At 35.7% G+C, this 14,550-nt stretch carries 11 protein-coding genes; 3 read left to right on the top strand and 8 right to left on the bottom strand.

Features of this window, described 5'->3' with window-relative positions; translation table 11 throughout:
• Window positions 1-80 precede the first annotated feature (80 nt).
• Together rnr and HND50_05705 are read left to right on the top strand one after the other, a co-directional pair.
• A complete protein-coding gene (gene rnr, locus HND50_05700; GenBank protein ID NOG44704.1) occupies window positions 81-2,282 on the top strand; it encodes a ribonuclease R in 2,202 nt (733 codons plus the stop codon).
• 120 nt (window positions 2,283-2,402) lie between these two features.
• A complete protein-coding gene (locus HND50_05705; protein ID NOG44705.1) occupies window positions 2,403-5,021 on the top strand; it encodes an LPS-assembly protein LptD in 2,619 nt (872 codons plus the stop codon).
• Between the two features lie 16 nt (window positions 5,022-5,037).
• On the opposite strand, the gene HND50_05710 is transcribed toward HND50_05705, so the two are convergent.
• The 3 genes from HND50_05710 to HND50_05720 form a co-directional block, all read right to left on the bottom strand.
• On the bottom strand, window positions 5,038-5,652 hold the full coding sequence (locus HND50_05710) for a hypothetical protein (GenBank protein NOG44706.1): 615 nt from the start codon (window positions 5,650-5,652) through the stop codon (window positions 5,038-5,040).
• Between the two features lie 11 nt (window positions 5,653-5,663).
• The gene (locus HND50_05715; protein NOG44707.1) at window positions 5,664-6,134 is read right to left on the bottom strand and encodes an RNA polymerase sigma factor; all 471 of its coding nucleotides are present in this window, start codon (window positions 6,132-6,134) and stop codon (window positions 5,664-5,666) included.
• Between the two features lie 336 nt (window positions 6,135-6,470).
• Window positions 6,471-7,721 carry a DUF1460 domain-containing protein gene (locus HND50_05720; GenBank protein NOG44708.1) on the bottom strand — a complete coding sequence of 417 codons (1,251 nt, stop codon included), beginning with the start codon at window positions 7,719-7,721 and terminating at the stop codon, window positions 6,471-6,473.
• Window positions 7,722-7,867: 146 nt separating this feature from the next.
• Here HND50_05720 and serC point away from each other — a divergent pair, with 146 nt between their 5' ends.
• The gene (gene serC / locus HND50_05725) at window positions 7,868-8,950 is read left to right on the top strand and encodes a 3-phosphoserine/phosphohydroxythreonine transaminase (GenBank protein ID NOG44709.1); all 1,083 of its coding nucleotides are present in this window, start codon (window positions 7,868-7,870) and stop codon (window positions 8,948-8,950) included.
• Window positions 8,951-9,050: 100 nt separating this feature from the next.
• On the opposite strand, the gene HND50_05730 is transcribed toward serC, so the two are convergent.
• From HND50_05730 to HND50_05750, 5 genes are all read right to left on the bottom strand, one after another.
• Window positions 9,051-10,424 (bottom strand): hypothetical protein, encoded by a 1,374-nt coding sequence (locus HND50_05730; protein ID NOG44710.1) that lies wholly within the window; start codon window positions 10,422-10,424, stop codon window positions 9,051-9,053.
• A gap of 262 nt (window positions 10,425-10,686) precedes the next feature.
• Window positions 10,687-12,507, bottom strand: coding sequence for a hypothetical protein (locus HND50_05735; protein NOG44711.1), 1,821 nt, complete (start codon window positions 12,505-12,507; stop codon window positions 10,687-10,689).
• 6 nt (window positions 12,508-12,513) lie between these two features.
• On the bottom strand, window positions 12,514-13,236 hold the full coding sequence (locus tag HND50_05740; GenBank protein NOG44712.1) for a hypothetical protein: 723 nt from the start codon (window positions 13,234-13,236) through the stop codon (window positions 12,514-12,516).
• A 157-nt stretch (window positions 13,237-13,393) separates the two neighbouring features.
• Window positions 13,394-13,951, bottom strand: a complete 558-nt coding sequence (locus HND50_05745; protein ID NOG44713.1) for a GNAT family N-acetyltransferase — start codon at window positions 13,949-13,951, stop codon at window positions 13,394-13,396.
• A 1-nt stretch (window position 13,952) separates the two neighbouring features.
• Window positions 13,953-14,534: a flavodoxin family protein gene (locus HND50_05750; GenBank protein NOG44714.1), complete on the bottom strand. Its 582-nt coding sequence runs from the start codon at window positions 14,532-14,534 to the stop codon at window positions 13,953-13,955.
• Window positions 14,535-14,550: the final 16 nt, after the last annotated feature.

Raw genomic sequence — 14,550 nt, forward strand, 5'->3', positions numbered from 1 at the left:
CTGGTGACTGAGCTTGTCAAAGACACAAATATCAAGTTCCCCTTCGACAAGCTCAGGGAACTCTGAACTAAGGAAAAAAAATGAAAAAAACAGAAATCTCACCAAAAATTCAAAAAGCTATTTTAGCTTTATTAAAAGAAAATGCCGGATCAGCTCTGCCACGCAAACAGATCAGTCATTTTTTAAATATTCGAAAAAAAGAATATCATGTTTTTGAAGCCTCATTAACCGATTTGGTAAGAGAAGGTGTTATCAAAAAAACAAATGGCCACAAATATATGTCCCAGCAAGTCTCTCATTTTAAAGGGGAGCTACGAACGGCACGTGCCGGATTTGGCTTTGTGGTTGTTGAAGATATGGAAGACGATATTTTTGTCTCCCGCAGTAACCTGAACACTGCTTTTGACCGCGACACAGTTGAGGTTCAGCTTTATGCTAAAACGCGCGGGAAAAGACAAGAAGGATTTATTACCAAAGTGCATGAACGTTTTAGAAAACAGGTTGTAGGCACCTACCGCCAAACGGAATATTATAGTTTCGTTGTGCCGGATTCACCAAAAATTTACCGCGATATAGTTGTGCCACAAGACAGAACTTTAGATGCCAAAGATGGCCAAAAAGTGCTGGTAAACTTTGATCAGTGGGATAGCGCTCAACACAATCCCGAAGGACATATTGCTGAAGTTTTGGGTGATGCCGATGCACCCGGTGTTGATATAATTTCTGTAGCTTACTCTTATAACCTGCCAGTTCGTTTTACAGATGACCTTGAAGCTGAAGCAAAAAAAGCAACCGGGCGAATCTTAAAAAAAGACTTGCAGGATCGGCTTGATTTGCGGGACATGGTTTGCTTTACAATAGATCCGATTGATGCCAAGGATTTTGATGATGCCGTTTCCCTTGAAAAACTGGACAATGGCAATGTTAAACTTGGTGTACATATCGCAGATGTAAGCCATTATGTAAAACCTGATTCACCAATTGATAAAGAGGCTTATAAGCGTGGGACAAGCATTTATCTTGTTGACCGGGTTATCCCGATGCTGCCTGAACATTTATCCAATGATTTGTGCAGTCTTAAACCAAATGTAGACCGGATGGCATTTAGCTGTTTTATGGAAATTGATGCGGATTTAAAACTGGTTGATTACCAGGTTGCACCTTCAATTATAAACAGTAACAAACGCTATAATTATGAAGAGTTTCAATCTGATTTTGATATGCAAAAGAAGGTTCCATACCTGGAAACCATAAATGATATGTTTGATCTCAGCAAGCGATTGACACGGCAAAGGTTTGAGGATGGCAGCATTGATTTTGAGACACCGGAGGTTCGATTTATCCTGGATGAAAAAGGCCAGCCCACTGAGGTTATTCCTAAAAAACGGCTTGGTGCACACAGGCTGGTGGAAGAGTTTATGCTGATGGCCAACAAAACTGTCGCTGAACATATCATCAAAATTAGCCCCAAGAAATCGGCACCATTTCCTTTTATTTACCGCATTCATGAAAAGCCTGATCCTGAAAAGATGAATAAGTTTTTCAACCTGCTAAAAGCTTTAAAAGTACCATTTAAACCGGCAAAAAAAATCTCATCAAAATATTTTCAAACAGTCCTTGATAAAATAAAAGGCAAACCGGAGGAAGTAATAATTCGCGAGGTAGCTTTAAGGTCGATGATGAAGGCCGTTTATTCAGAAAAAAATATAGGGCACTTTGGATTGTCTTTCAGAGATTACACACATTTTACATCGCCCATACGCCGCTATCCGGATTTGGTGGTACATAGACTTTTAAAAATGTATGCCACAAATGAAATAAAAAATCCTAAAGGGTTGCGCAAAAATATAAAAGAAATGTGTTTGCAAACATCCAAAATGGAGCGCCTTGCTGTGGAAGCTGAGCGCGAATCAATCAAGCTTAAGCAGTGTGAATACATTAATAAACATATTGGCGATCAGTTTCATGGGATAATTTCCGGCGTTACTGCTTACGGCATTTATGTGGAAATTGAGGAAACTTTTATTGAAGGTTTTGTTCAAATGACCAATATGTCTGACGATTTTTATGTTTATGAAGAAGCAAGCTATTCAATGACCGGACGAAATACCGGAAGGCGCATCAGCCTTGGCGACCAGGTGGAAATAAAAGTGGAGTCGGTTAATCTGGAAAAACGCGAAATTGATTTTATTTTATTAGAAGACCCGGATTTTGAACCTTTAGTGCCGGAAGCAATTGAAAAACCTAAAAACAAAAAAAGACGCCCAAGAAGGAAACGGTGAACAGCAATTGATAAAGCATATTCTTTAACACAGAGGCGCAGAGCAAACAGAGAAAACCTTACGTCATTCTGAACTTGTTTCAGAATCTTAGCTCTAAAGAATGAGATTTCAACTGGAATTATGAAAATACTTTTATTTACCCTTCTAACAATTACATATTTATTCAGCCAGGAGAATCAAGTTTTAAACGATTCCCTTTCCACACTAATGCCCGATTCAATTGCGGTAAATGATTTGGAGATTGCAGACTCTTTGGCGCAAAAACCAAAACCTGCTATTACAGATAAAATACCATATAAAGCGGACCATATAAGCATCAGTGTGGATGGTAACAAAATTTACCTGACAGGGAACGCCGAAATCAATTATCAAAGCCTGAAACTGAATGCCGAGAAAATTACAATCGATCAAAAAAATAATAAGCTTTATGCCAGGGGAGTTCTTGATTCAATTGATGAAAAAGGAAACAAGGTTTTTAAGGGTAACCCGGTTTTTTTAGAAAAAGATCAGGAGCCGATGCGCGGAAACATAATCGAATATGATTTTGAAACCAAGCGCGGCAAAATACAAGTTGGTCGTACAAACATGGAACCCGGCTATTATAAAGGAAGTGACATTTATAAAATCGCCGATAGTACCCTTCTTGTTGAAGATGGCTATTTTACTACCTGTGATTTGCCGGAAGATCCGCATTTTTATTTTCGAAGTGACCAGATGCGTTTAAGGGTTAAAGATAAAGTAGTGGCCCGTCCAATCTATTTTTATATTGCAGATATTCCAGTTGCCGCTTTGCCATTTGGTGTTTTCCCAAATAAAGGCGGTCGTCACTCAGGGATTATAATCCCCAGTTATGGAGAAAGCCGGGTCGGTGGCCGATTTCTTGAGGGACTTGGCTATTATTGGGCACCCAATGATTATTTTGATGCTACTCTGCAAACAACTTTTTATGATAAACTAGGATTCACATTTCGCGGAAATGCCAATTATAAAGTTCGCTATCTTTTAGGCGGATCAGTATCCGGATCATATTTCCCAAAAGATCCATCAAGCGGCCAAAGAAGGGAACGCTGGAATTTTAGATTTAACCACCGCCAAACAATTGACCCTACTTTTACAATCAGCGGAAGCGGTAGTTTTTCCAGTGACAAAGATTTTCGGAGGGATACATCTCCAAGTTTTGCAGACAGGACAAGGCAAAATATAACCTCCAGCCTTAACATAAATAAAAGTTTCAAAGGCACAAAAAACAGCATGTCCATGTCTTTTACACACCAAAAAAACCTGCAGACAGATGAAACAGATTACACGCTACCGCGAATAACTTTCAGCCGCAGGCAAACGAGTATTTATGAAACAATAACAGGTAAACCTCTAGGATCAAAACGCTCCTGGTACCAGGATATTTATTTTTCTTACAGCTCCAATACCTTGCGTAAAGGATCACATAAATTACAAATTACCCAAAACGACTCCCTGCCTGATGATACAACATATGTAGACAAGGTTTCATCCGGCATTCAACACAATTTACGATTCAATTCTCCACAAAAAATATTTAAGTATTTTAGCGTAAATCCCTCTGTTAATTATAATGAAGTCTGGGTTGATGAAATTACTGAGGGTACATTAAACGAAGAAACCAATGCCATAGAAACATCACAGAAAAAAAAATTTGGTGTTCGCCGTACTTTTAACGCCAGTGTTGGTTTGCGAACAAAACTTTACGGTATGTTTGAACCCAATATTGGTGAGCTAAAATTCATTCGCCACATTATTGATCCGTCTATCAGCATGACTTATACACCTGATTTTTCAACTGATCAATATGGCTATTTTAATACAGTTTTAGACACAAATGGGAATATAAAAAAAGTTGATAAATTCCAGCGCTCCCCTTTTGGTGGAACTTCCAGTGGTGAATCACAAAGAATGAATATCAGTCTGGGCAACCTGTTTCAGGCAAAGTTTATTGATGAAGAAGGGAAAGAAGATAAGGTCGATTTTTTCAAGGCTAATTTTTCAACCAGCCATAACTTTCTTGCCGATTCTCTAAAATGGGGGCGGATTAGTTCATCTTTCAGTACAAAGATCTTTGGCCAAAATATTTCTGCACGGGCTACGCACAGTTTATACTCCCTAAGCAAAGATGGTACAAAAGAAGTCGATGAGTTTTTTTTCGAACAGGGTAACCTGCCGCGCCTGATCAGTTTCAACACTTCTTTCGGATACACAATTAACAATAAAACCTTTGCCGCAAAAGAAGACAAGGATAAAAATAAATCGCGACGTGATAAAAGAAATGGTGACAATGCTGAGGATAAAACCAAAGCAGAGATTGACTCGCTTGATGAAGAGAATTTTGGACTTGATGGTTCTCTAAAAAAAGAACGGGACCAGACAAAAAAAATCGAACTGCCCTGGTCAACAACATTTAGGGTTAACTACACGCTGAGACCGGAAAATGAAAATGATCCGGAATCAATCAACCTAACTGCCTCAGCAAATTTTAAATTGACAAAAAACTGGAAAATCCGATGGAACGGTAGTTTTGATCTTGTAGAAAAAGACCTGGTCCATCACTCTTTTAATATCTATCGCGATCTGCATTGTTGGGAGATGTCTTTTAACTGGCAACCGACTCAAAAATATTACAGCTTTCAGATCAATATAAAGGCGCCTAGTTTACAGGATATTAAAGTAACTAAGCACCCAAGTGCAAACACATATAATCGCTACTAAAACCAGTCTCAAACTTTTAAATGCTTAATCTGCGGTTAATAAAGTAATAAACTGTCCAAAGTCCCAACCCAATAAGTCCTAAATAAATTGCAAACAAAGGGTTGTGGCTCCATAACCAGCGTACACCATCATAATTATCCCAAGATACACTTCCAAAAGAAAAAGGCAGCGCAGTAAAAAAGATTGCAAATCCTATAATAACCGGGCGTAACCTTGCCATTTTTTTTGTTTTTTGTAATATTAAATATGCGATCCATAATCCTATCCCGACAACTCCAAAAGATATTGCATAAAGTGGATATTCATTAAATAACCAACGGGTTCCGACATTATTATCCCATGGCACTCCGCCAAAAGAAAAGGGGAGCATTGTAAAGAAAATAGCAAATCCCATAATCAGGGAGCGTACTCTAACCAGCTTTTTAGTTTTTTGGAGCGTTACCATTTCTTCCTCCTTATTTATGTTTTTTATTTCGATCGATTCCAAATAAAGGTTTTGCTTTTTTGCCTCTTCTGCAAATTCCGGATGTTTACTGAAATAGCTTTCTATAATTTTTCTACTGTCAGCGCTTACTTCATTTTCAAAATAAAGAGGCAATAAATCTCGGATAACTTCTTTTGTTATTTCCATTTTTTCCTCCATTAATCTTCTAAATTTTTTAATAATTTTATTCGCCCACGATGAATTTTAACTTTTACCAATGCCAAGCTGATATTTAAAGCTTTGCTTATTTCCTGATAACTCATTCCATTAAAAGAGCGCATAGCTATAGCACTTCTTTCCAGTTCCGGTAATATCTGCAGCGCCGTTAATGTTCTTTCCAAATCAGATTTACTTTCTATATTAGTCGCCAAGTCAGAAGGCTCGATAATTGATTCATCAAGCACTGTTTTTCTTTTATCTGCTTTAACTGATTTTAAATACAAATTCCGGGCAATAGTAAAAAGGTAGGCTTTTACAGTTTCTGTTTTTGTCTCTGTTCGTGCGGTCCACATTCGGATAAATGTTTCAGAGGTAATATCCTTTGCTTCATCATAGTTGGCACACAGCCACAGCGAAAACCTGAAAACATCTTCAGAGTATTTATTATAAACCTGTTTGAAATCCGTCATTTTAGCTTTCATGGCTATAATATACTTTCGAAGGAAAAAAGTTACACATTCTTGCAAAATATGTTTTAAAAACTTTGCTTGCTAGTGGGGTAATTCCATGGGGATTTTGTAAGAAACCAGGAAAGATTTAAATACTTATCACCAACATTTTCAGATAATCGTCCACAACCTTGATGATGATGATAGAAATTGAAAGTGGTAGTTATTAATTCTTTGGGATTGCAGTTTTACCTGATAAAGTAGATCAAATTGTTTATGTGGCCGATACCGGTAATGACAGAATTTTGATGTTTAAAAAATCTAATGATTTATAAACAATCTCTATGCTAAATTTGATTATTGTGGCCTTTGATAATCCTCTTTTACCTGCATAAAAATCATACCAACACGGCTTTTTGAGTTTTTTAAATTGTTTACAACATCTTCAAAACGTTCATCCATAACTTCATTTGTTTTTTGCGAACTACTGGCATGGCGAAAAATGACATTGTCCCATTGATCACGAATAATAATCCCCATATGCGCAGAAATAACCACTGGATTAGTTGTCACAATGGATACGATTTCTCCACCTTTTAAATTATTTTGAATTGCCAATAAATTTTTTGTCGGGATATAATCAACCGAAAATTTTTCCTTTTGAGAAGCCAGTTTAATTTCCTTATCCGAAACGCCATTGTTTTTATAAAATTGTGGCCTGTCGATTGTCTTATTCATTTTACTTGTAAAGCCCTGCCCAACCTTCAAAGTCACGTCATCCAAAAGCCAATCATTATTTGGCAACCAGTCAGCAATTGTAAAATGGTTCCGTGACGTATAGCTAATTTCCCCATTATTGTAACGAATTTTCTGCAGATTATCATACATCTCCGGATAATTATCTGAAATTGCCAAGGCAAGGGTATGCTCACAAAATGTCATACAATCTGTGCGTGCAAAATCAATTGTCGGGTCAGGATCGATTTGGCTGCCGGCCCCTTCACCCAGGTTATAAATCAGATATGGTGTGCCCTTTCCAAGCTCTGAATATTTTTGAATGCGTTCATTTACAGAACTATATTTCTTATTTCCATATTGCATCAAATCCGTAAACTCTGCAGCAACCATTTTATAGGTTGGCTTAATTTTTTCATTTGTATATTGAAATTTATATCGCAATCTCAGCGATTTGGCCATTGTACCCAAAACACTAAACACTCTAATATCTTTAGGGTATTCTTGTATAAAAGGATTGGGTTCATTTGCTTCAATAAATAATTTTATTGATCTGTTTTGAGTACCGGCTATTAAGGCATGGGCAAAAAAGTAGCCATCATGGTAAACACCGTTTGGCAACTTGGTGCCTACAAGCTCCGGAATAAACAAAACGCTGCCAGGTAAAATCAATCGAGGATTTACAGCAATTGTTCGAAACGGGATTTTATTATACAAATTATAGTTTTTATCAAATTCAGTATTCTTAGATGAAAAAAATGAAACACTAAAATTTTCACGATCATTATAAATTGAATTTGGATCAAACATTTTTTTATGATCCTGAGCGTTTAAAGAAGCGATAAAAAAAATCGCCAACAAAATATTTTTCATTAATGACTCTCTATTTGTAATTGTGTTATTTCTGTTTAAATCCATGACAAAATATAAATTAAAAATAAAGTATAAACACACTTCTTTTTGTCTATTGCATTTTTTATATTACAATACAATTTAAATTTAACTGCTCGGAGGAAAAAATGGTTCGTAGAATTCACAATTTTAGCGCAGGCCCAGCAGCGCTTCCCCTTTCTGTTCTAGAAGAAGTCCAAAAAGATTTAGTTGATTACAAAGGAGAAGGCCTCTCCGTTATGGAAATGAGCCATCGCGGCAAGACTTTTGATGGAATAATTGTTGAAGCTCAAAACCTGATGAAGGAATTAATGGGAATTCCTGATGGATACAAGGTTCTTTTTATGCAAGGCGGAGCCAGTCTCCAGTTTGCGACCGTTCCAATGAACCTGCTAGGGGAAGGCCAATTTGCAGATTATATCAATACCGGTGCATGGTCAAAAAAGGCTATCGCAGAAGTAAAAAAATTAGGTTTGCAGCACAATGTAATCGCCTCCTCCGAAGATAAAAATTTTAATTATATCCCAACTGATTTTCATCTTGACAAAGATGCGGCTTATCTTCATATGACATCAAACAACACAATATTTGGAACACAATGGCAAGAATATCCGGATACCGGTGTAATACCTTTGGTTTGTGACATGTCTTCTGATATAAACAGCCGCGTTATTGATGTTAGTAAATTTGCAATGATTTACGCCGGGGCTCAAAAAAATATGGGACCATCCGGTGTGACAATCGTAATTATCCGTGAAGACTTGCTAGAGAAAAGCCCGGCCAATTTACCAACTATGTGCAGTTATAAAATAATTGGTGATAAAGATTCCATGTATAACACACCGCCTACTTTTGGCATTTACATTATAAAACTTGTAATGGAATGGATGAAATCTTTGGGCGGAATTAAAGCTGTTGAAGAGATTAACAAAGAAAAAGGTGCGATACTTTATAATGCTATTGACAGCAGCGATTTTTATCGAGGCACTGTAGAAATAAAAAGCCGTTCCTTAATGAATATTCCATTCCGTTTGCCATCTGAAGATTTGGAAAAACAATTTATTGCTGAAGCTTTAGAAAATGATATTAGTGGAGTAAAAGGACACAGGAGTGTTGGTGGAATTAGAGCATCAACCTATAATGCTGTGCCAATGAATTCTGTTAAGGCCTTGGTTGATTTTATGAAAGAATTTGAGCGTAAAAATGGATAAATAATTTTTGATTATCGATTCCATCACTCAAAATGGTGGAATCGGTTCTCTTAATCATAACCGGTGGCATCGGATTTCCTAATAACCACATTTTTAAATTCTATATTCTCTCTCGAAATGTTTTAGGTTCAACTACTATAATTCTACTTCCTTGAAGTATTAAAGTGTATTTACCATTAGGTGTCGTAAGAAATGAAGAAACACCCCAATTGTTATGGTAGAATCTTAGGTCCTTGGATATATATGTATTATCGCTTAAATCAACAACACCCAAATCATAAGCAGAAGAATTTCTGTTGAGGTAATAAACTATATCCTCTTCATTTTCTCTGTGGCTAAAAGAATTAAATCCTCCGCGAAATATTTTATCTGTGTAGGAATTAATATCGCCATTACTATCAATGATATAACCGTCTTTTTTATAAACCCATGTCACAAATTTCTCGCTATTTTTATCAACCGCTATTTCGCCATAGCTTTCTTCACCTTCCAGTATTGTTTTAAATTGATTTGTCTCAGAATTATAGACATAATAGGGTCTTCCAGTAATTACAGCATTTTTTCTTTTATTAAAACTGTATGGACTTGCGGTATTGAAAGCATCAATAGGTGTGCTAAATTTAGGATGTAAATAAAGCTTATCATTATTTTTGGAATCTAAAAAAGGGTAAGCATACGGAGAACTGCTGTAGCTTGTTTTAAGAATTGCAACACCATTTGACAAAAACGTTATTCTACTAGGTTTATAACATGGAGATATTGAATGGCCTACTGTCATAGGATCAATATGTTTTAACTCATGCCCACTTTCGGGGTCAATCACGCTAATTCTGCTCCCTGTAAAACTCGCAATATATAGATATCCATTATATGGGTTAAAATCAGCATGTCTTGGTTCATAACTTAGATCAATGTTTTTTAAGATTTCCCATTTTTCCGTATCCATTACAGTTATTTGATTTGGATCCTTCCTTAGAAGATATAGTTTAGGAGAGTTGTCTTCAAAAAAAGCATAAATAATTCCAAAATCAAAAACTATTTCTTTATAATAAGTTTTAAAATAGATTTTGGTCTCATAAAGGTTTCCGGCAATATCTGAAACAGAAACATCAAGCCACCATTTTTTCCCAACACTCAAATTATTATAAGACATCGTCAGCAGAGCAGAGTCTCCTGAAAATTGAGGGTTCAAATCAACATATGCGTGGCTTTGACCACTAATATGAAAATCATAATTTAAGATAGGTTCGCTAAACTTTACTGAGATTGGTTTTAAAACTTTATATGATATACTATCTTCAATTATGGAGCTATGCTCGATTGATGGTGCGATGTCGTCATGTATAATATGAGTTATCACCGTATCGCTTGTTCTGTTATATTTGTCTTTAGCATACACTAACAGTTTATTTAATTGATTAGGTTTTAATGATACATCAAAATTAAAATAATTATCTTCAATTTTTTGACTCAACTTTGTCTTTCCACCCTCACAGAAAACAGTTTTATGGCCATTTATTACTCCACTTACCCTGATTGTTTCTTGATTAGTATATTTCTCTGAAGGTAACCGCCAACCACCTTGTTGTAGTTTTAGGCTAGATATTGGTGGTTTTTCAGAATCAGTAGATAACTGACAAGAGAAAAAAATGAAAATATAAAAGATGACTAAATTAGTTTTCCAATTCTTTTTACAACACATAAACTAAATCCTTTTAATATTGAAACACGAAAAACTATTCAACCCTGATGCGATAGCCATTTGTAGATAACAAATAACCATTAACATAATAAAATGAAGTTTCAACCGGAATCATTAATTTTACTTTCTTCTCAAGATTTCCAGTTTGCATATTATAGATTTGAAAGTATCCACCTACGCTATAGCCAGCAATGGATTGATTATTGTTCACAACCTGAATATTAGCCAAAGTATATTCCGTTAAAATATTATTAATGATTTGATTTGTTTCTAGGTCGTATTCTTTAACTTCATTATTATTTGAATAAAAATAGCTGGAACGAATTGGATTAAAACAAAAATACTTTGAATTACCGATTGCCTTTTTTTGAATCAAAGTTCCATTTTCATATTTATGCACCCCGGAATTATGCCATCTTAACAATTGAAATCCATCACGAGCATAAGTTGATGTTAGTAATGGCCAAGGATTTGGCCAACCTTCTCCAATTACTGCTAGCGGCTCCGATTCTTCCGGATTAATAACAAAATACTTATCAGAATAAACTGTAGGGGAAGAGTATGTCATAGTGCTGATATAAAGGAGTCCGCTTGAATTACATGCAATAGCTCCAACCAGAGATTGGTAACCTGTGAAATTTGGTAAGTAATAAGATTCTAAGGTATTTAGTGTTAGCGGATCGAGTTCAGAAAATCTATACTGATCTGTCTTAATAAACGCCTTCGAATTATCTAAAGCAATTGAAAATGTCTCATTCCAGCTTCCATTTCTAACTTTTACAACGGAGAAATTATCAGAGTTAATTAGCGAAAGTTCGTCTGATATTAAATAAATCAATTTCGCATTTTCATTGTAATGTAACCTACTAAAAATCCAGCTATCTATACCAAGCGAAATTGTATCTGATGCTGTAGTGAAGGACCCTTTTCCTTTAGGAACATATTGAACCCGATATTTTACTATATTCCCAAAGCCGAAATTGCTATCAACATAACTGGTATCAGAATTATCGTATAAACTTGCTATAGTTTCCCAATCTGAATGAGAAGGGTTTCCGACTTCCCGCATAACTTTATAATAATTAATAGCATTATAGAATATTGGTTTTGGCCATGTAATTTTCGCCAAATTTTCAGTATTGAGTGTTAAGTTAACACTTGCCTTTGGGTATGAAACCAATGTGTCCGGCCCTTGGTTTGTTTGCGTTTTTGCAGTTAAAGCAATACTGTAATAACGTATACCTGCAATGTAGTCCGGAACATGCCAAAAAAGAGAATCCCGGTGATCAAATTCTTTAACTATATTTTCATCTTGCCACGTACCATAATCGATCACTTCAATTAATTCATAGCGATTAAAATCCGGGCCGTTATATCTTTCCCATTCAAGTCTCAATAAACCATTGTTTGAACGGATTGAAACAAGTTTTACTGGATCAGGGAGCCGATTGTATATTTCAATATAACTATTATGCTCAAATTGAAAAGCCTCAGCATCAAGGTTGCTGGCAAGGCTTTTCCCATCTGTTGAAGTAATTACTTTTGCCTTTAACTCATATAGTCCATCCTCAAAGTTTTCTGTTTCTAAAATAAAAGTACTGTCATTAGAAATTGTTAATATTTCTTTTTTGTTTAAATAGACAGTTATCTGGTAAATTTTCCTATTTGAACTAAATGTAAAATGATTTTCACCCCATATCACCATTGTATCTTGTGAACCCTGCAATGACAATAAAACATTAGTTGGAGTTGGTTGTGGTACATCATGAAAAATTGATCCAGTCGGGTTGTATTTAATTTTGTCGCAAGACAAACACAAAAGTGAAATGATCATGATAATTTTTGTAATGTTCATAATATCCTAATTATTAAAAGCTAAACCAAAAGTTAAGCCGATACGGAACCCACTCCAATCAGAGCCAACTTTTGAGCGATTTCGAAAAAGTAGATAAGATTTATTATTATTCTGATGATGCAAATCTGCCTTATTATCTACTAAATAGTTCAATTCAAGGCGGGTAGTCAAGAATTTTAATTTTAATTGATATGCAACGTACGGTGAAAATCCAAATGATTGTGATTGAAAGTGGTTATCTTCCCAAATACTTTCATCCCAAACAGTCAATAAATCAATTATTTCTAAAGATGAATTTATTAGTAGAAATTTGTTGCCAATCAATAAATCAGCATATTCAGATTTATTAAGGTTGATCTCTAAAAATATGCCATATGTTTCAGCCTCAATCCAGTAATCTGTTTTGTACTCTCCAGAATAATCAATATAACCTGATCGCGCTCCCGTTGAAGAATAATTAAATAATATTCCTACATTAACATTTTTAAAAATAGTAGTTCCAGTTTGAAGCTCAAATGAAAAATATGATGGAAAAGATTTGATCTTTGAAATTGGTACATTAAGCGAAGAACTATTGTAATCGGCGATTTCTTTTTGAACATTTTTTAATTCTGACATGCCATAGGAGGAGTAAAATGTTCCAATCCTAATAGATATATCCTGACCATAAGTAACAATTCCATTGGCTAACAATAAAGCAACAAAAATACTGACTTTGTTTATGATCAAAATTCATTCCTCCATGGCCTAATACTATTAATACAAAACTAAATGATAACTTAAACAATTAAAACTGCTTTTTCAAACAGACTTTTGGCTTTTATATATACAATCTAGTGGGTATTAGTCTCAGATAGATGGGGGTTTACTATTCCGTAAAGGTCTTTTACCAAACTTCCGGACCTGATCTCCATTCAATTGAAAGTGGGCGCTTAATATCCAATTGGGGTGTTTTGGGCAATCTATAAATCATAGCTTGCTCATCTTTCGGACTCTCATAGAGCCGGCCATCCTTACGATAATTTAGCGGCCCTTTCCAAAGCTGCCAACCAAGTTTCAGATAAAAATCTACCGGGTCCGGACATAACCCGCCAATTTCAAATAAATCGCTTTTTGCTACCTTTATTGTTTCTTTCATCAAAGCCGTACCAATCCCCATTTTTTGATATTTTGGGTCTGTTGCAACAGCTTCTATGTACGCTGTGCGCATAGCTTTGTTTTCAGCAACCTGAAGCCACCTTTCAATTATGCATGCATGACCGACAATTACACCTTTATCCCAGACAATAAAGTGAAGCGGATTAATAAATGCCTGAAAATAAATCCGAAGATCCTCTCCAAAAGCCCGCTCACATAGCTCAAATACTTCTTCTTGATCTTGCTTCTTTAAATTGTTTGCAGGGATTATCTGAATTGGCCATTCCAAAGTTTTCTCTCTTTGCATTTTATTTCATTTTACGTGCTAAACCAGCAACCCTTTTGCCAAGCGATTCTGCTTTCTCTAAAAACATTTTATCAACCTCAGAATCATTATTTTTTGCTTTAAAGAGTTCTTCGCTTGTGATGGCAGATGCACCAAAAGCAGAGCGCCAACTATCACCACCAACTACGACCATTCCAAAAACCAACATTGAATGAAGAAGGTTAAGCTGCGTCAATTCTTCACCGGCAGAAATACCGCCTCCACTTACAAATGCCGCCCCGATTTTATCTTTTAATGGAGACCCTTTAAATGGCCAGTTGTTAATAAAACTCTGCATTTCCGGCGCAACATTTGCGTTATAAACCGGGCTGCCCAAAATGATGGCATCTGCTTTAAGCAAATCACTTGTTTTGGCCTTTTCAACAGACACAACTTTAACATGCACATTTTCAATCTTTTTTGCTCCCTGCGCAACGTGTTTGGCCATGGATTTTGTATTTCCTGTTTTACTGAAATAAACAATCAGTACATTTGTACTATCTTGTGCAGGTAATTGATACAAAAATAATAGAAGAAAAATGCCAATCTTGATAAGTTTATTCATAGCTTTTCCATTGTTT

The sequence above is a fragment of the Calditrichota bacterium genome, from assembly GCA_013112635.1.
Classification (GTDB): domain Bacteria; phylum Calditrichota; class Calditrichia; order Calditrichales; family J004; genus JABFGF01.